This is a genomic window from Dactylosporangium sp. NPDC051485 (genome assembly GCF_040682015.1).
Taxonomy (GTDB): domain Bacteria; phylum Actinomycetota; class Actinomycetes; order Mycobacteriales; family Micromonosporaceae; genus Dactylosporangium.
The window spans coordinates 14,946-32,801 of the sequence record NZ_JBFAZW010000077.1; the positions used below are offsets into that span (position 1 = coordinate 14,946).

The window sequence follows — 17,856 nt, forward strand, 5'->3', positions numbered from 1 at the left end:
GGACGGGCGCTGCCATCAGCGGGCTCCGGCGGCGGCGAGGTCGGTGGGCAGCCCGTCACGCATGAAGACCTCGTAGACGTCCTCGGCGAACTCGACGACCTGCTCCACATCGAGTCGCGTCGGGTCGTGGACGTCGAGGCGTGGCATCGCCCGGTGCAGGCGTCGACCGAGATCCCAGGGCGCGGCAAGCTCGGCAGCCTCCGCGCCGGCCCGGGTCAGCGGCGTGAGCGTGAGGTGCAGCGCTGTCGAGGTGATGCGGCCCTCGACGGTGCAGAGTCCGGCGTTGGCGGACCGAGCCGCCAGTACGGTGCCGATGCTGGTCGGTGCGAGCAGCTCGGGCAGGTACGCGGTGCCCGTCCAGGCGCGGCCGGCCTCGATGTCGACCTCGGTGTCGAAGAACCGGTTCGGGAAGCGACGGAACTGCTCACGGCGCAGGTGCGGGCGTCGAGGCAGAAGCACGTCCGCGTTGTGCCGGGCGGTGCGGACCACCGGCGGGGCGGCGCCATCGACGAGGCGGACGGTGAGCTCCGATGATGTGTCAATGGAGAAGGAGTAGTCGTCGCCACCGGGACGGCGAAACCCGGCTGCGTCCTTGCCGATCTTCGCTGTGATCGCGGTCGGGAAGATCTGCAGATCGTCGGACCCTCGCGTGCCGATCGCCTTGTACTCGGCGGAACGGAACGTGCCGTCCGCCTCGAAGTTCAGCAGCACACGCAGCGAGCCGGGCAGCATGATGGTGGCGTGAATCGCACCGACGAGCGAGAGCTCCTGCTGGTGGCGATCGAGAACCTCCAGGAAGTAGTGCTCGGTCCGCACGCCCAGCAGCTCGTTTGCGAACGGGTCCTCGAGATCCGGGGCGTACACCCATAGCGGGCCACCGGAACGCGCCTGCCCTCGCAGCTCGTCCTGGATCTGCTCGCCGGTGACGCGGCGCTGCGCGAAAGTGTGGAAGGAATAGCCCGGCACGGTGGGGTCACGGCGACCGTCGGGGTGGACGACGAAGTGGCGGAAGCAGTCGGTGTGGATGCGGATGTCCGCCACCACGTCGGAGGTGATGCTGCGGCTCCCGGCGGTGACGGGAACTGCGGCATTTGCGTGCGCGATAGCGTCGGCCAGCCGGGCGGCGAACGTAGTGATCTGCGCGTCGGTTAGTGATGCCGAGGCGTAGAAGTGGTAGAACAGCCGATGCTCACCGTCCTGGTGGGGATCCGGGAGGGTGAGCGGGACGAGCCGGTATGTCGCGCAGAGGTCCGGGGGAAGCTGTCCGCCGGGATGGCTGAAGGCAGCGGAGACGACCGGTGCGTGTGGGGCGGCGATTAGGACGGCGGCCGGGTCGGCTGCCGCGATCGCCGCGGCGAGTCGGTCGCGACGCTCGAGGCACTGGGCGGCGAGAGCCCGGTAGCCGCTGCTGCCCAGCGTGTGCAGGGTCGCCCACAGTGCCGCCGCGGTCGCGCCCGGACGCGAGCCCAACAGCGTCTCGTCCGGGATCCGCGTATGCGGGTCGATCCGGGTGACGTGTTCGAGGAGCCCTTTACGGACGAGCAGCGCTCCACACGCGTACGGCATCATGCCGGCCTTGTGCGGGTCGACGGCCATGGCGTGCACGCCGGGGTTACGGAAGTCGAACGGCAGATCCGGGGCGGTAAAGGGGAACACGAACCCGCCGTGTGCCGCGTCGACGTGCAGGAAGCACCGGACCGTTCCCGGGTGCTGGAAGGCGAGGTCACGCAGCTCGGCGGCGATCTCGTCGACGGGATCGCAGAAACCGCTGTTGTAGTAACCAGCCGTCGCCACCACGACGATACCGGTGAAGCCCGCGGCGATGGCCTCCGTCGCGGCCTGCCGGACCTGTGCACGGGTCAACGTCCAAGACGGGCCGGGAGCCTGCCGCACCAGGTCGAGATCGAGGATTTCCGCGGCCTTGCCGACGGACGTGTGGCACAGATCCGACGTGATCACCTGTACCCGATGGCCAGCACTCCTCAGCAGATTGCGGGCAATCCGCAGCGCCGCTAGGGTCGCCTCGGAGGCGCCGCCGGTGAGATGGCCGTCAGTGGCACCCGCTCGGTAGAGACCGGCGAGGACGGCGAGGGCCTCCTTCTCCAACCGCCGGGTCCCGGCCTTGCCTTCGCCGAACCGCGTGTGCACACCGACGTTGTTCGTGTTAACTGCGGACCAGTCACCCAGCGTGCGCACGGCCGTCGGGTGCGGTGCGGCCATGGCGAACCCGAGCCTGGCCTGCTCGGGGTCGTCCCATGCCGGAATCTCGCTCCTGGCCTGCGCCAGATGCGCATCGATGCGGGACGGACTCCAACCACCTTCGGGGAAGTCGCTGGACACCGCCCAGCCGACGTCGAGTTCACCCATGAACGTGTCCTCTCGGATTCATCGGGCGGGCTCGCCCACGTGCTCGGTCTTGGTGAACCGCAGACCCCGGCCCGTCAACGCCGCCGTGACAGCGCGCAGGCCCAGCAGCCAGGGCCCGAGTGCGCTCACCGCGGGTTGCACCACGAACGTGGCAATCGACGGCAACGCCGCGGGCTGCTGCCAGTTGACACCGGCCGGGTCAGGAGAGCGAAAGTCCCGGAGCAGTTGGCCACGCAGCCGATACGCCACGACCGGCTCAATGACCGCTGCCGTCAGCGCCGCCACGGCCAGCGGCTTGAACTCGCGACGGACAACCAGATGCGCGACGGCAGCCACCATCACGGGAGGCCCCAGCGCCCAAGTTGCACCGTCAGCCAACGCCCGGACCGCCAGCAGCCGCTGACCGGCGCGGGAGAGCCGGGTAGGTCTCGCCGCGGCGAAACGGTAGTCACGATGGGTGGCGGTGTTGGCGAAGGCGACGCTGCTGAACGCGCGCGCCATGCTCGCCACGCTCTGATAGGGCTCGACCACGTTGACCGAGGGCAGCGCCGCAATCGGCTCGCCGGCCATGCTCAGCCGGTGGCCGACCGCGAGGTCGTCGTGGGGCTCCTGAAAGAACCCGATGTCTTCGATCTTGTCGCGACGCACGATGAGGCCGGAGCCCACGCCGTACACCATCGGCCGCATCACGGTGGCCAGCACTCGATGGCCGTTCCCCGGTGCGCACCACCGAGCCACATTGATCCGGCGGTACTCGATGCCGACGGTGCGGCGGAAGGCCGCGAGGTCCTGACCCGACATCACCGCCGAACGACTCCCGCCGATGCCGGCCGGAAACGCCGGGAGCATCGGCTGCTGGATCATCGCGGGCCGGCCTGCTGCGGCCCGCGCGACATGGGCGCGCAAGCGGGCGTCGGGGACGGCATCCGCGTCGTATACGGCGACGTAGTCGTCGCCAGTCGGCGGCCAGAGCCGGTCCAACGCCGTAACGGCGTAGTTGAGCTGCGACGCGCGGCGCCCTTGGCCAGGGTAGGAAACGACGTGGAAGACTTGCCTACCGAGGCGGTCGTTGTGCTGGCGTGCCAGCTCTCGGCACAGTTGCTCGGTGGTCTGCTGCCCGGCCGGCGTCTGGGCGGTCTCCCGTGTGGCGGTTACGACTAGCACCCGCAGCTGCGGCCAGTCGCCGGCCAGTCTCCCGAACCACGCCAGCGAGCGGGGCATCACCGTCTGCTCGCGCAGTGCAGGGATGATCACGGTGAGGACGGGCTCCGGATCTATCGGCGCCTTCTCGGTGATGGCGGCGCTGCTCCGCATCGACCGTGACGACAAGATCATCGAAGCAGTCATGTAGACACTCCGCGCGATGTATCCGCCGACGACGAGCCGGCTCAGCCGGATCACGCCGTCCCCCATGCGATGACGCCCAATTCATGCAGGCACGTCTCGGCGTCCTCGAAGTAGCGGGGTCGGGCAACGTCACGGGCGAGTACCCGGTCGCGGGCAGTCGCCCGGGGCCACCCTTGAGCGAGCAGGATGGCGTACGCGGCGGCTGGGGCGCGGTTGACTCCTGCCGCGCAGTGGCAGTACAGCCGCGCGCCGCCGGTACGAAGGGCCATGTCGGCGAAGGCCAGGCAATCGGCGTACCAAGCGACGCCACGAGACGTGCCGTCATCCTTGCTCGGCGCTGAGTGCCACATCAGACTTCGGCAGGCAGCGGCAGGCGGGGGTGAGGATCGCATGGTCCGGCAGTCCAGGACGTGCGTGACGTTCAGTTCGAGGAGTTGCGCAACGAGCGATGGGCTGTCCGGAGCCGCACCAACAAGCAGGTTTCCAGTCACTACGTGAGCGTCCAGGGCAGGTTTAGCGGGCACGGTGAGCTCCTGTCACCTCAGGGATTGCCACCGGGTTCAGCCGCTCCGCGACGCCATGCACAAGGCGTCGGGCGATGTCCTGACCCATCGTCACGGCGTGGTCCATATTGCCGATCTCGTACCGCCACGTGCCGAATCGCCCGCGAGAGTAGACAGCCCGCTGCTCCAGCCACGGCTGAATGACGGCCAAGGCGACGTCCCGACCTACGGTCGGGACAGGGTAGGCGTACGGAATCAGTTCGACATGTCCGCTGACTCGCTCGGCTTCTTCGGGCACAAGTTCGCAGCGGCGCAGCGCGGCGTCGCACGCTTCGATCAGAGCGGCCCAGTCGGGCAGGTCGCCGTTCGGCAATGAGACCTCCGTCATCCACGACGAATACCGGTCGGGGTCCGCATCCGGGACGTTTGCCGGCGCGTACGCGGCGAGGTTCGTCGCTCGGTAGAACGGAGCGTCGGGACCAGGGAAGTACAGCCACGACCGTCGGTCGGTCGTCGGCGCCCGGTAGCCGAGTCCGATCATGGCGACCGTCGTGTGACGTAGAGCCGCAGCTGCGCGCTGCACGTCTTCGGGCGCAGCCGGCGTCATCGCGACAAGCTTGTCCAGAGCGCCCGTCGCGACGAGGTGCTCATAGGCGAGCACGGTCCCGTCGGACAGCAACACGGTTCTTGTGCTCACATCGACGCGATCGACCGCGGTGCCGGTGCGGACGTCGCCGTTCAGGCGGGAAGCAAGCCGCCGCCAGATCGCGCCCGTGCCGCCGGTAGCGGGGAACGCGAACCGCGAGTTCGGCCCCCATGGCCGCACGACAACAGAACCGCCATCCAGGGCCCGGCGCAATGCATCGGTGTCCGAAGGAGCGACCCGGTCCGCGATCCACGACGCGGACATGTCGTGCAGGTCGGTCGACCAGACCTTCCGGTTGTACGGGGCGAAGAACTCCGCGACGAGGCTACGGCCGTACGTGGCCTCCAACCACGTGGCGAAGTCGGTTTCCGCCGGGGCAACGCCGAGCGACTGGGCCGCGATCAGATCGGCAAGGCACACCTCTGCGGCGGCCCTCGGCAAATGGTGCAGGTGTTGCTGAAACGGATACGGCACCCAGTTCTGGTGATGCCGCACGAACGACGAGCGGTCGTGGTGCAGCAACTCCTCCGGCGAGAACAGACCGGCGAACAGAGCGTCAAAGCTGCGTAGCTTGGAGAACACGACGTGCCCGCCGAGGTCCCACGTGAACCCGGCCCGGTCTACGACAGAGGAACCCAAGCCGCCGACAGCGGGCGCAGCCTCCAACAAGGTCCACTCGTGATGGCCCAGCCGTTGCAACTCATCGGCACACGCCAGTCCACACGGTCCACCGCCTAGAATCACCACTCGACCATCGGACTTCGCTCGCCTACTCGGGTAGGTCACAACGCCGCCCTCCGCCGCCGGGCCGAACCTCGCGCTCATGACCGCGGTACCTGCAGCCGGTACGTCTGGCGTGCGCCGTCCGCAGTGACGGCGGAGGCCGGCTCGAAACCCAAATGCTCGTAGAAGCCTCGAGCGGCGTGGCCGGGGTGGTCCGGCCCGAACGTCGTGACCTCGACCGCGCAAGGCGGTTCGAGCATGGTGTCCAGTGCAGTGCGAACCAACAGTTCCCCGATGCCGTCTCCCCGATGCTCCCGACTCACGGCAAGCCAGGTGATCTGGTACGTCGGGTGATGCGCCGACAGCAGCAGGCCACCCGCGAGGGCAGCTCGCGACGCGGCAGCATCAACGCGCACGCACAGGGCCGTACCGCGCCCGATGTTGCGTAAGAGTGCAGCTCGGAACCCGGGATCTTCAACTAATGGCCCAAACAGGTCCTCCACCTGTTCGGCGAGGAAAAGCCAGGCGGGCACATCGGCCTCGGTTGCGATCACAGGTTGCATGTGGTTCATCCCCGTCGCGAAGTTGGGCGCGGTACTTACGAGGTGCTTGATGGTCGAGTGCGGAGCAGGCATTGTGCTCGCATTTAGCTATGCTCTGGAGTTGTTCTCGGAATTATCGTGCCCGCCTGATAGCCGAGGCCCCAATTGCGTCGGCGATGGTTCTTCGTCGGACCAGCAGCTCGGACACATCGAAGGGCGCAGGCCAACCAAGTATCAGTTCCTGTGCTCCCGCGGCGACATATTCGGCGGCATTTGCCTCGTCGGCAGGCCGGAGGAGTACCGTTCGACGAACGGCATCTGGTGCGCGGCCAGCCTCGCGGCAAATACGGTCAAGGTCGCCGTTCAACGACGTGAAATCCGCAGGTGAGCCGATGGTATTCCAGACCTCGCACCCAGCTGCCAGGGGCAGCGCCGCGGCGCGACCGCCAATCAGGATGGGGAGCGCTGGACAAGCGGTGGCCTCCCACCGTGCATGAATGCGATGGTACGAGGATGTCAGCGCTTTGATCCGATCGGTCGGCCGCAGGAACTCGACGCCGTACGATGTGAAATCGTCCGCACGCCACCCGGCGCCAAGACCTAACACAAGCCTTCCACCGCTGATCTCGTCCACGGTGCGAGCCATATCCGCAATCAGTTCCGGCGGCCGAATCCCTGTGCAGGTGACCAGGACGCCGATACGCGCCCGTTCAGTCCGGGCCGCAGCAGCCGCGAGGAGCGTCCATGCTTCATGGCTGGCAGAACGCGGGCCCGCCTTCAAAGGCCCAGCGTGATCCCACGTCCAGATCGAACTGAAACCCTCGTCGTCGGCTGCCCGCCATGCGAGGAGCGCCTCGGTGGCGCTAGCGTGCTGGGGATGGATCTGTACACCGAAGTCAATCATCGCCGTGCACGCCGATGACGTCGTGGGCGGCCGTGATTGCCTGCTCGATGAGCATGTAAGCCGGTTCTAGATCGCCGAGTGAAACTGGATTGGAAAGCTGTTCACCCGCTAACCTGTGGGTGACATGTGTGTCGAGGAATCCGGCGACCGTTGATGCGTATCCCATGCGATCTAGGACGTCGGCGAACGGAGCACGTCGCGTCTGGAGGTGTTGGAAGGCGCGATATCCTGCCTCAGACACCACATCGAGCTGATCTAGGTTCGTCAATTCAGCAACTGCACCGTCATGGCGCATGGCGGTCACAATCTGGCGAAATCCTGGCGCGATAGTGCTGGCCAGAACATTACATACAGCCGTTGCGCTGCGAATCGTCCACAACGTGGACAACTGGCCGCCGTGGGCCTGCGTGATGGTGGTGGACGCCGTGTATCCGCCAACCAGCAGCAGGGCTAGATCGAGAGCGTGCACCGCCTGCGCGAGCATCAAGGTACGCAAGCGCTCGAGTCCCCAACTCGGTCCTGCTCCGGCGCTCGCGAGATGTTGAATGTGGATATAGTGCAGCGGGCTATCGGCACGCGCGAATTGCTGTAGGGACACGAATCCGGGAGTGTGACGGTAATTCATGCCGACACATACGGGCACCCCAGCACTCTCCGACTCGATGCTCAGTCGCCGCAGAGTGTTCAAGTTACGGACCGGTGGCTTCTCGACGAGCACCGGCACGCCATGGGCAACCGCTGAGGAGATTACGTCTTCGTGCCCCTGAGGTGTGCATGCCGCCACCAGGCAATCTATGACGGGTCGTTCAAGTAGGGCACGTAGTGAGACGGCCGCCTCGACGCCCAACTCGTTGGCCAAGCCGGCTGACTTGATCGGATCAATATCGAACACTCCCGCGATGTCAACTCCGTATGCCCTAAGTGCGGGTACAAGATGCCGTCGCATCTGAACACCAGCGCCAACAAGCCCGACAGACGGTCGGACCCTGCTCGTCGAACCGGCCAGCGGGACGCGCCCGGTTACGCCGATCATGGCAGCCCCGCCAAGGCGGCAGAGACGACGTTCCCGATGTCATCTACTCTCGGCCGCGATTGTCGGCCGAACACTCTCGATAGCATCGAGTCCAGTTCGGGCCTCATCGCCTCCGTGACGTAGGGGGTGCTCCGCGAGCGCGCGGTCATGCCTTCGCGATAGCCGCTCAGGAGCGCGAACGGTGGCGCCTGGATGGGAGTGACCGACACCTGTACTCCTCTCCGTTCGGTCGCGTGGACTTTTAATTCATCAGCGCCGATCACCTTGAGACAAGAACGTCGATGCGGACAGTGCGGCTGTCCGCATCCCGCGTCACAGTTTGCCGAAATTGCCCGTTGTGAGCAGTTAGGTGACGATCGGCACCGACCTGCCAGATATGACGGCAGCGGACACCCGTGATGTCCGCATACGACCGCTGGACCGTCAGGACCAGCGCCCGCAACGGTGGAGACCTGCCCCGGCCGGGGGTGAGCGGCGACTCCTCCCGGTCGGGCGCGCCCAGCCGCCTGGTCGAGTACAGCCGGGCGGGTGAGTCGGGGGCTGATGTGCTGTGATCGTTGAGTGCGCGGAAAAGTTCGATCGCTGGTTCAAGAGGCCGTGAGCGAGCGCGATGTCGCCGACCCGGGTGCCGGCTTTGACTGGTTGACCAGCGACGGCACCACGTTGTGGTGGCTGGAGTCTCGGCCATCGGCAGGCCGATCGGTTCTCATCCGATGGGATGCCGGGCGCCTCGCCGCGTACAGCGTCGCCAGCGGCAGCATCGGCAGTGCGTTGCACGCCTACGGCGGGCAGCCGTACACGGTTCTCGAGCCGGACCAGATGGAGGCGGTGGACGCCTCGACCGGTCAGCTTGTCGGGCTGCCGCACGATCTCGACAGCCGTTACGTGTACGGCGATCTTGCTCCAGACGACGGCGACTTGCTCGCCGTACGTGAGAGCGAGGCAGGCGACGACCTCGTTGCGGTCAGACCGGGTCGTCCAGACGCCCGCGTGCTGCTGTCTGTTGACGGGTTTGTGGCTTCGCCGCGGCGGTCTGCGGGCCGGCTGGCCTGGATGCAGTGGAACTCCACGGTGATGCCATGGGACTCGTGCGAGGTGTGGGTGGCCGACTACGCGACCAGTGGCCGGATCGAGCGTGCCCGGCGGGTTGCGGGCGGGCCGGATGAGTCGGCGGTCCAACCCACGTGGTCAACTGACGGATCGCTCTACTTCATGTCGGATCGGTCGGGGTGGTGGAACCTGTACCGGTGGCGTGACGGGGTCGTGGAGGCGGTGGCGCCGATGGCCGCGGAGTGCGCGACCGCGCCATGGGAGTCCGGGTACGCCAACTACGTGCTGCTGCGAGGTGGGCGGCTTGCGATGACGGCGCAGGTAGGTCCGCGCCAGCAGTTGCTGATCGTCGAGCCGGATGGCGGGGTCAGGGCCGTCGCACTGCCGTACACGTCGATCAAACCGTATTTGGTCGGGTGTGGTGACCGTGTCGGGCTGATCGGGGCGTCTTCGACGCATGTCCCGGAGGTTGCGCTGGTCGCCGTGGACGGTACCCACGCCGTTGAGGTGATCCGCCGCCCGGCGCAGTCGGTCGAAGCAGGGGCGGTGTCCGTTCCCGAAGTAATGCGGGTCGATGCTGCCGGCGGTCCGGTGTCGGTGTTGTTCTATCCGCCGGTACCGGCGGTGGAAAGTGTGCCGCCGTTGATCGTGCGGCCGCATGCCGGGCCGACGTATCACAACGAGCTGCGGCTGGACCCTGAGGTGCAGTTCTTCACCAGCCGGGGCTTCGCCGTCGCGGACGTCGACTATCGAGGCAGTACCGGCTATGGTCGAGCGTTCCGCAAGGCCCTCGACGGCAATTGGGGCCGGTTCGACGTGGAAGATTCCCGAGCCGCCGCCCTGCACTTGATCGCCGGCCGCCGGGTGCGAGCCGACGCGGTGTTCATCTCGGGCGCCAGCGCCGGCGGCTACACCGCGCTGAAAGCGGTGTGCGACGACGGTCCGTTCGTCCTGGCCGTGGCCAGGTCGGCGATCGTGGACCCGCAGTTGTGGCGGACGACCGCGCCGCGGTTCCAACGGCCGCACGCGGCGATCCTCGCCTCGGCAACCTCGCCGGTCGACGCCGGCCAGGTACAGCGGCCGGTACTGCTCGTCCATGGTGCGGACGACGCCGTCGCGCCAGTTAAAGATGCCGAGGTGCTGGCGCAAGCGCTCCGGGTACGTGGCCTGCTTGCTGGGATGCTGAAGTTCGAAGGGGTCGGCCACTACCTGTCCGCCGCGGCGCAGCGGCATGCCCTTGAGGCCGAGCTTGCTGCGTACCGTGAGGTGCTCGACCGCGGCGGGGTGATCACGCCGGAGTAGCAAAAGGGGTCAGCGTGGCGTGGGCGTAGTCGATGACCTCGCGAACCTGCGGCAGGTCGACATGTGGTTGCAGCTCGGCGAGCATGAGCGCAATGCGGTGTACGGTGCGGAATGACACCACCCCGGCTCCATGATCGATGGCCTGCCGGGCGACGGTGCTGGCTTCGTCGAACTCGCCGGCGCGGGCGAGGGCGGCGGCCTGCAGGGCGGTGTCGATGCTGATCCGGCGCGCCCGGTCCGCTGGCAGCAGCTTCAAGGCGGTCATGGTCTCGCGGTGCGTCAGCTCGTACAGACCGAGGTCGAAGAAGCAGTGGGCCTTCTCATCGGCGAAGTCCGCCTCGCCGAAGTACCCGATCCAGCCGGGTTCCTCGCCTGGGCGGCTACGGGCGAGGTCGGCTTCGGCGTGCAGCAGCGCAGCGGCGCAGGCGGCTTCGTCACGGCGACGGGCATGGGCCCGGGCCTGCACAGTGCGGAACGCCGCCCGCACGGCCGGGGTGGCCTGGTGCTCGGTGCCGCGCAGACCGGCGGTCGCCAACCGCAACGCCTGCTCAGCATCGCCGCAGTGCAATGCCAGGTGCGCCAGGCTCACCGCGACCAGGTACCCGCCATAGACGCGGTTGCCGGTCCGGGTCATTAACTCAAGTGCGTGCAGGTAGTGCTGCTGCGCCAGTCCGTCCACGCCAAGGTCGACGGCCTCGTACCCTGCCAGCTCCAACATCCCGGTCGCGATCTGCGGCGCGGTCGCGGCAAGCCCGGCCAGCCGACCGCGCAGCGCGTCAGCTACGGCCGGATAGACCGTGCCCGCGCCATGGGCGTGGTCCCGGTTACGCAACCGCTCCAGCCGCGCAGCCGCGTCCACAACGGTGTCATCGTCCGTGGCCGGCTGCCGATCGGCGGACTCGGTGAGCAGCCAGTCGAGGACCGGCCGGTCAGTGGCACTGCTTCGAAAAGCCGAGGGGCTGGTGTCATCGGTGCGTGCGCTGCGGAGTAGTCGTTCACGCTCCACCAGCGGTGTGAGTAGGGTTAGCGCCCCGCGAGCCTCCAGCGCCTCATCGCAGCGGACGAGGAAATCGCCCGACGGGATCCGCTCAGCCGTTTCTATCTTGCGTACCAGGTCCCGATGTGCGAACACGAGCGCGCCGAGCTCTGCCTGCGACAGCCCCCGAGCGATACGCACGGCTCGGACCCGCGCGCCCGCATAGTCGAGCACGGACCTCGCCGGAACCAACCGCTTCGGAGCCTGACCCATCTCAATCGCCACCTTCGTGGCATCGCAGAACGCATGTGAACGAACGCCGATTGTTACACGACGGTGCGTTGTGCCGAACGGACAGGCCGTTGCGGACATCGTCGCTGTCCGCATCCAGCGTATCGACAGCGCGTCGTCCAGTGGTGATTGTGGATGGCGTTGCGATCCGCTGGTGATCGCAGTGAACAGCGATTTCCATTTCGTCGCCTCGGGAACCGGCGCTTTCCGTGGCAGGAGTATGGAGCTGCGATGACGCACGCGTACCGGCCGCCCGCGGCCCTCGCGGCGACCGATTTTTGGATGTTGGCCCATCACGAGCGGTCCGGGCAGCTCCTCGTCCCGGGACGGGTGGTCGCGGTTGGGCTTGCGGCTGCGTTGCTGGCCGAGTTACTGGTGGAGGACCGGATCGGGTTCGACCAGCAGCACATGGTGGTGCCGGTCAGCGAGTATCCGCCGCGTGATGCGGTGGCGCATCAGGTTCTTGATCAGCTGCATGGCGAGGATCGGTTGCCGGTGCAGGTGTGGCTGCGGCATCTGGCGCAGACCGCATATGAGGGTGTGGCTGCTCGGATGTTGCGGCGGCGGCTGGTGGAGCGGGTTGAGGATCGGCGGCTGTTGGGCCGTTCCCGCGTCACCTACCGGCCTGTCGATCCGAACGCGTCTGGATGGCCGGCGGCGCGGCTGCACATCTTCCTGCTTGAGCAGCGGGTGTTCGCCGACGCGGACGTGATCTTGGCCGGCCTGGCGAAGGTCACCGGCCTGCACGTGCGGGCGCTGGAAGGCGGCGGTCACCTCGCGGAGCGCTACCTCGACGCCCAGATTGCCGGCGCCCGGCCGCTGTACCGCGAGTTGTTCGCCCACACCGCGGCGGTCGTCGGGTCCACGGTCATGAGCGGCCGCTGACCCCTGCACCACCGCGAACTGTTCGGTACCACTTTCGTCGTAGAGGGAGCTCATCGTGTCTACATCGTTTCCGGCGCCGGTCCAGCGGGGCCGGCCCAGCAACGTCCTGGCGTCACTGGAACGCACCCGGCTCGGTTTGGGCCGGCTGATCGCGTCGGCGTTCGCCGCGGTCGCCCCGGCCACGGTGGTCTTCGGCGGCGCGACGGGCGGCTGGGCCGTCACCGGCGTCGTGCAGATGCCCCTGGCGTACGTCGCGGTCGCGGTCGTGCTGGCCGTGTTCTCGGTCGGGTACGTGGCGATGTCGCGGCAGATCGTCAACGCCGGCGCGTTCTACAGCTACATCACAGCCGGGCTGGGCCGCATCCCCGGCGTGGCCGCGGCGATGACCGCCCTGCAGGCGTACACCGTGATGCAGATCGGCCTGGCCGGCGGGTTCGGCTACGGCATGCACCAGACGCTGCTGGCGTTCGGTCACGACGTCCCGTGGTGGCTGCTGTCCGGCGTCGCCTGCGTGGTCGTGGCCGTACTCGGCCTGCTGCGGGTGGATCTATCCGGGACGATCCTCGCCGTCTTCCTCGCGGCCGAGCTGGTGATCGTGCTGGTGTTCGCCGCCGTGCACATCGCTCACCCGGCCGGCGGGGTAACGACCTTCGACGCGCTGTCCCCGGCGCACCTGTCCTTCGCCGGGATGGCGGTCGCGGCGTGCGTCACCATCGCCGGCTACGTCGGGTTCGAGTCCGCGCCCGTGTACTCGGAGGAAGCCCGCGACGCCAGCCGGACGGTGCCGCGGGCCACGTTCATCACCCTGCTGGTGGCGATGGTGGTGTACGCGGTCGGGTCCTGGGCGATGGCCGACGCCGCCGGGCCCGGCCAGGTGGTCGGCCTGGCCGCCACACACTTCTCGGAACTGCCGTTCGTTCTGGCCAAGCCGTACTTGGGCGAGGTGTGGTTGGACGCCGGACACATTCTGTTCTCCACCAGCCTGTTCGCGGCGATGCTGAGCTTCCACAACACCGCCGCCCGCTACACCTTTGCCCTCGGCCGCGAACGGGTGCTGCCGAGCGCGTTCGAGCGGTTCAACGGCGCCGGGGCACCGGTGTGGGGGTCCGTCACGCAGACCCTGCTAGCCACGGCCGCCGTCGTGCTGTTCGCCGCCCAGGGCTGGGATCCATTCCTGGTGCTGTTCTTCGCCGGCACCGTGCTCGGCGGGTTCGGGGTGCTGCTGCTCATGACCGTGACGTCGGTCGCGGTGCTGCGCTACTTCGCCCGGCAGCGCCCGCGCCGCGACAACTTCGGCGCGTGGGCCACAGTGGTCGCGCCGGTCCTGTCCGCAGTGCTGCTCGCGGTCGTGACTGTACTGACGGTGTGGCACTTCGACCTGCTTGTCGGCGTGCCGGCGACGTCGGCGTGGCGGTACACGCTGCCCGCGAGTTTCGCCGTCGCCGCGGTCGTCGGCGTGGCCCGGGCCGTCTACCTGCGCAGCATGCGACCGTCTGCGTACGCCGGCATCGGCCAAGGCGCCCCCGACCTCGGCACCGCCATCGCACTGGCCACGGCTGCGCCCGCGGGCCCGATCGGCGCCACCGGCCCGGGCGAGATGACAGGTCGCGGCCGGTGAGTGTACTGGACGAGGTGTGGGTTGCGAACCGAGCCGATCAGGCCCTGCTGGCGACCGCCTTGGCCGAGGCGTTCCACGGCGGTGACCTGGCCGGCTGGCTCGTCCCGGACCCGGACGAACGCGCCGCGATCTACCCCGGCTACTTCGGGCTGCTGCTGGACGGGTTCCTCGCCCAACCCAACGTGCGGATCGAGGTGTCCGGCAGCTTCCACGGCGTCGCCGTCTGGGCCGAGGTCACCACCCGGTTCAGCCTGCCCATCCCCGGCTACGAGCGGCGTCTCGCCGCCTGCTGCGACCCGCACACCGACCGGTTCGTCGCCCTCGACACCGCGATGGAGCACCACCACCCGCTCGGGCCGCACGACTACCTCGCCTACCTCGCCGTGGTCCCCAAGCACCAGGGCCAGGGCATCGGCACGCGGCTACTCCAGCATCGGCTGACCCGGCTCGACGCTGCTGGCCGCGACGCCTACCTGGAGGCCACCGGCGACCGCAACGCCACCCTCTACCAGCGGCACGGCTTCCAGCCGCTGCCACCGATCCCGGTCAGCGACAGCGCTGTCCTGCACCCGATGCACCGCCCACCGAACCCAGCACAGCACCGGTAGTCAGTCAACGGCTGGCCGGTTCCGAAGCGGTGCGGCCACCTGACCCTGTGCCAGTCCGGTGGCCGCACCCGGTGGAGACGCCCGTCGGGCGACCGGCGTCTCCACCCCGGGTGGGGCCGATCGCGGCCGCGCCGCCCCAGCCGATCCCGATCCCCCGGGATCGATGGGAGGCCGCGACGGCCCCTGCCAGGGCCGCCCGCACCACGCTCACCTCGCAGCTCCGCGTGGCGCGGGCGGCCCACCCCAGCCCCAACCCAGCATCCACAGAGGACCGACACGATGTCCCGAACCGGAAACGACCGCCCGAGACCGTCAGCAAGCCGGCCGAACTGCCTCGACGTGCCACCGATATGTCCTGGCCTCGCCGGACAGGGCACCGGTAGCTGTCCCGATGCGGCTCCGCACCGGCCAATGAGCCACTGGAGCCGTCCATGAGCTCGGCCCCGACCCTCCTCAGCGCTGCAGGCTTGACGACCGCGCCGACGATGGTGGATCAGTTCCGGCAGCTCGCCGACGCCGACACGACCCGCATCGCGGTGATCGACCGCGACCGCACCACCACCTTCGGGCAACTGTGGCGGATGGCCTACCAGCGGGTCGCCGACCGGCGGGCCAGCGGGACCGCGGTCACACCGGTCGTGGCTATGCCCACCGTCGGCGTGATCGCCGACGCTCTCGCGGTGTGGCTCTGCGACGGTGTCCCCTTGCCGATCCCATTCGGGCTTCGAGCGAAGACGGTGAGCGACGCGATCGCGCAGACCACCACCGTCGCGCACTGGTGCCGGCCGTGGCGTGCGCAGCTGCACACCGAGTACGGTGGCCGGCACATCTGGCTCGCTGGCGGCGAACCACCCACCGCCCCACGGGTCGGCGACGCGATCGGCCTCACCACCGGCGGCACCGCCCTCATCGCCGCACCCCTCCACGCCGCCGCCATCTTCGAAATCGCCATCCGGCAACTCCTCGTCGGCGGCACTGTCGTCCTCGAACCTGACTTCACCCCCGCCGGCTGGCTGCACACAGCAGCCGCCACCCACGCCGACTGGGCGGTCCTCGCCCCCGGCCAAATCAAGGCCCTGCTCCAACGCGAACGACCGCCCGGCTGGCTCGGCGTCGCCACCCGCGCCCTGCGCCGCGTCGTCGTCCCCGCCACCATCACCCCACCCGCCACCAACCACCTCGCCGACTTCACCGCGGCCACCGACGTCATCATCACCACCTGGTATCACGCCCCCGCCTTCGACGGCGCCATCGCAACCGCCAACCGGACCGCAGTCGCGTTGACCGCGCTGCCCGGCCTGCGACTGCGCACCGTCGACCCCACCGGTCAGCCGACCCCGCCCGGTGTCGCCGGGCTCATCGAAGCAGCCAGCCTCGCCGGCTGCACCACCGTCGGACACCGCGCCGACCAACCCTGCCCACAGCCCATGGCCTGGCGGACCAACGGCGACATCGGCACCCTCACCGCCGACGGACGCCTCATCGTCCGCAAACTCGAACCCGCCGAGCACTACCTCACCCCGGCAAACGAACGCCGACGCGGCACCGCACTCCACCGCGCACTCACCGCCCACCCAGACATCGCGGCCGCCGCAGTCCACGTCGTACCCGACGACCACGGCCGCGCCCGCGCCCACATCCGTGTCTGGCCCCGCCCCGGTATCGTCCCCCCGCTCACATCGAGCGCGGTCGCCGCGCACTGCACCGCCGCCGACACCGCCGTGTCCACCCATCACATTTTGATCAACTCTTGGCCCGCTCGGAACACGCCGGCGGCGATCCGGTGAGCCCCGCCGGGACGGCAGACGCCGATCTGGACGCCGTGCTTGCCGGCTTGGCCGTCCGACTCACCACCACACTCGAGTGGCTGCTGCCGTTGGACAAGCCCGGCTGCGACGGGACCGACTGCCGCATACCGGGATTCCACGACCGCAGCACCGACGTTTGGCGGCATCTTCGCGACCTGTCCCGCTGCCACGCCGACCGCCAGCCCGGCCCTGGTGAGACCCGCACCGACACCGCGACGGCCGGAGCAGATTCGTGACCCGGGCGGACCGCCGCGCGCGGCGCCACGACCATCCTTGCGCCGTGCTTCGCCGCCGCGTCCGGGCCTGGCGCACCGCGTGGAACCGGCCACCGACCCATCGACAACTGGACGTCCTGCTCTGCATCACCGGCGTGCTGACCGTGTCGCTGCTGCCGCTCATGCTCCTCTGCATCGCCAACACCGACGCACAACGCAACAACGTGCGACCCGAACCGACCCGATCCTGCCGCGCCGAGTCCGACGCGAGCGGCGGCCATCCATGCCCGTCAGTCCGTGGCTCCATCGACGGCCGCGACCGGGCGGAGTTCGGCGAGGTGACCAGCGAACGACGCCGTCAGCGACTCCAAGAGCGCAGCGCCCTTGGCTGCCGATCCGCCGGACGGATAGCCGATCACGCCACTGGTCGTGTACGCCGCCAAGCCGTGCAGCAGGAGATGCGTGCGGTCCGGTGCCGCGTGGTCGCCTTGCTCGAATCCGTCGCGGACAAGGTGCGGCGCGACGTGCAACAGGAGCGACGCTTCGAGCTCCCCGGCATGCATATCGTCGTGGCCGCTGCTGGTCAGCTTGGCGGCCGATCGGGCAGCATCCCAGTCCGTCCGGGTTGGGTACAAGATCATCCGCCGCGCGCCGACGTTGGCCTCCTGGACAACGTTGCTCAGGACATAGTTACCGCCATGGCCGTTCACGATCACCAACTGGTGGACGCCGGACCGTTCCAGGGACGCGGCGATGTCGCGCACAATGGCGCTCAGCGTGGTCGCGCTGATGCTGACCGTGCCGGGCCAGGCCGCGTGCTCGTGCGAGCACGCGACCGTCACCGGCGGCAGCAGGAGCAGCTGGTACCGCTCCGCGACGGCAGCGGCGACAGCGCAAGCCACAACGGTATCCGTGATGAGCGGAAGATGCTCACCGTGCTGTTCGAAACTGCCGACTGGCAACACAGCGACAGCGGCCGCGCGGCGACGTTCATCAGCACTGGTCGCAGAGGTGATCAATTCCACGGCACTCATGGTT

14 protein-coding genes are annotated in these 17,856 nt (G+C 68.5%); 6 read left to right on the forward strand and 8 right to left on the reverse strand.

From position 1 onward, the window contains the following. Positions 1-15 precede the first annotated feature (15 nt). From AB0M46_RS34870 to AB0M46_RS34895, 6 genes are all read right to left on the reverse strand, one after another. The gene (locus AB0M46_RS34870; protein ID WP_363343176.1) at positions 16-2,367 is read right to left on the reverse strand and encodes a pyridoxal-dependent decarboxylase; all 2,352 of its coding nucleotides are present in this window, start codon (positions 2,365-2,367) and stop codon (positions 16-18) included. An 18-nt stretch (positions 2,368-2,385) separates the two neighbouring features. Next, positions 2,386-3,768 (reverse strand): hypothetical protein, encoded by a 1,383-nt coding sequence (locus AB0M46_RS34875; protein WP_363343178.1) that lies wholly within the window; start codon positions 3,766-3,768, stop codon positions 2,386-2,388. A 459-nt stretch (positions 3,769-4,227) separates the two neighbouring features. Next, positions 4,228-5,688: an FAD-dependent oxidoreductase gene (locus AB0M46_RS34880; protein WP_363343180.1), complete on the reverse strand. Its 1,461-nt coding sequence runs from the start codon at positions 5,686-5,688 to the stop codon at positions 4,228-4,230. Then, positions 5,685-6,149, reverse strand: coding sequence for a GNAT family N-acetyltransferase (locus AB0M46_RS34885; RefSeq protein WP_363343182.1), 465 nt, complete (start codon positions 6,147-6,149; stop codon positions 5,685-5,687). Before AB0M46_RS34885 ends, AB0M46_RS34880 begins: the two co-directional genes overlap by 4 nt. Before the next feature lie 112 nt (positions 6,150-6,261). Then, entirely contained in the window at positions 6,262-7,032 is a 771-nt protein-coding gene (locus AB0M46_RS34890) for an LLM class flavin-dependent oxidoreductase (protein WP_363343184.1), read from the reverse strand. Beyond that, complete coding sequence (locus AB0M46_RS34895; protein WP_363343186.1) at positions 7,025-8,065, reverse strand: Gfo/Idh/MocA family oxidoreductase; 1,041 nt, start codon at positions 8,063-8,065, stop codon at positions 7,025-7,027. The genes AB0M46_RS34890 and AB0M46_RS34895 overlap by 8 nt, the downstream gene beginning before the upstream one ends. 398 nt (positions 8,066-8,463) lie before the next feature. On the opposite strand from AB0M46_RS34895, the gene AB0M46_RS34900 reads away from it, so the two are divergent. Next, positions 8,464-8,619: a hypothetical protein gene (locus tag AB0M46_RS34900; protein WP_363343188.1), complete on the forward strand. Its 156-nt coding sequence runs from the start codon at positions 8,464-8,466 to the stop codon at positions 8,617-8,619. Positions 8,620-8,662: 43 nt separating this feature from the next. Then, positions 8,663-10,417, forward strand: a complete 1,755-nt coding sequence (locus tag AB0M46_RS34905) for a prolyl oligopeptidase family serine peptidase (protein WP_363343190.1) — start codon at positions 8,663-8,665, stop codon at positions 10,415-10,417. Here the strand turns inward: AB0M46_RS34905 and AB0M46_RS34910 are convergent. Next, positions 10,404-11,924, reverse strand: a complete 1,521-nt coding sequence (locus AB0M46_RS34910; protein ID WP_363343192.1) for a helix-turn-helix transcriptional regulator — start codon at positions 11,922-11,924, stop codon at positions 10,404-10,406. The two genes, AB0M46_RS34905 and AB0M46_RS34910, sit on opposite strands and share 14 nt — an antisense overlap. Between AB0M46_RS34910 and AB0M46_RS34915 the strand changes: the two genes are divergently transcribed. The 4 genes from AB0M46_RS34915 to AB0M46_RS34930 all read left to right on the forward strand — a co-directional run bounded on the left by AB0M46_RS34915 (position 11,916) and on the right by AB0M46_RS34930 (position 16,582). Next, complete coding sequence (locus tag AB0M46_RS34915) at positions 11,916-12,569, forward strand: GPP34 family phosphoprotein (protein ID WP_363343194.1); 654 nt, start codon at positions 11,916-11,918, stop codon at positions 12,567-12,569. The genes AB0M46_RS34910 and AB0M46_RS34915 overlap by 9 nt on opposite strands. Before the next feature lie 55 nt (positions 12,570-12,624). Continuing rightward, entirely contained in the window at positions 12,625-14,187 is a 1,563-nt protein-coding gene (locus AB0M46_RS34920) for an APC family permease (RefSeq protein WP_363343196.1), read from the forward strand. After that, on the forward strand, positions 14,184-14,795 hold the full coding sequence (locus AB0M46_RS34925; protein ID WP_363343198.1) for a GNAT family N-acetyltransferase: 612 nt from the start codon (positions 14,184-14,186) through the stop codon (positions 14,793-14,795). Before AB0M46_RS34920 ends, AB0M46_RS34925 begins: the two co-directional genes overlap by 4 nt. Positions 14,796-15,226: 431 nt before the next feature. Beyond that, a complete protein-coding gene (locus AB0M46_RS34930) occupies positions 15,227-16,582 on the forward strand; it encodes a hypothetical protein (RefSeq protein WP_363343200.1) in 1,356 nt (451 codons plus the stop codon). 526 nt (positions 16,583-17,108) lie between these two features. Here AB0M46_RS34930 and AB0M46_RS34935 read toward each other — a convergent pair. Continuing rightward, entirely contained in the window at positions 17,109-17,843 is a 735-nt protein-coding gene (locus AB0M46_RS34935; RefSeq protein WP_363343231.1) for a creatininase family protein, read from the reverse strand. Between the last annotated feature and the right edge of the window lie 13 nt (positions 17,844-17,856).

What these genes read in the sequence shown, in the direction of transcription:
- AB0M46_RS34870 (WP_363343176.1), bottom strand. Translation starts at nt 2,367, where the DNA reads ATGGGTGAACTCGACGTCGGCTGGGCGGTGTCCAGCGACTTCCCCGAA.
- AB0M46_RS34880 (WP_363343180.1), bottom strand. Translation starts at nt 5,688, where the DNA reads ATGAGCGCGAGGTTCGGCCCGGCGGCGGAGGGCGGCGTTGTGACCTAC.
- AB0M46_RS34885 (WP_363343182.1), bottom strand. Translation starts at nt 6,149, where the DNA reads ATGCAACCTGTGATCGCAACCGAGGCCGATGTGCCCGCCTGGCTTTTC.
- AB0M46_RS34890 (WP_363343184.1), bottom strand. Translation starts at nt 7,032, where the DNA reads ATGATTGACTTCGGTGTACAGATCCATCCCCAGCACGCTAGCGCCACC.
- AB0M46_RS34895 (WP_363343186.1), bottom strand. Translation starts at nt 8,065, where the DNA reads ATGATCGGCGTAACCGGGCGCGTCCCGCTGGCCGGTTCGACGAGCAGG.
- AB0M46_RS34900 (WP_363343188.1), top strand. Translation starts at nt 8,464, where the DNA reads ATGTCCGCATACGACCGCTGGACCGTCAGGACCAGCGCCCGCAACGGT.
- AB0M46_RS34915 (WP_363343194.1), top strand. Translation starts at nt 11,916, where the DNA reads ATGACGCACGCGTACCGGCCGCCCGCGGCCCTCGCGGCGACCGATTTT.
- AB0M46_RS34930 (WP_363343200.1), top strand. Translation starts at nt 15,227, where the DNA reads ATGAGCTCGGCCCCGACCCTCCTCAGCGCTGCAGGCTTGACGACCGCG.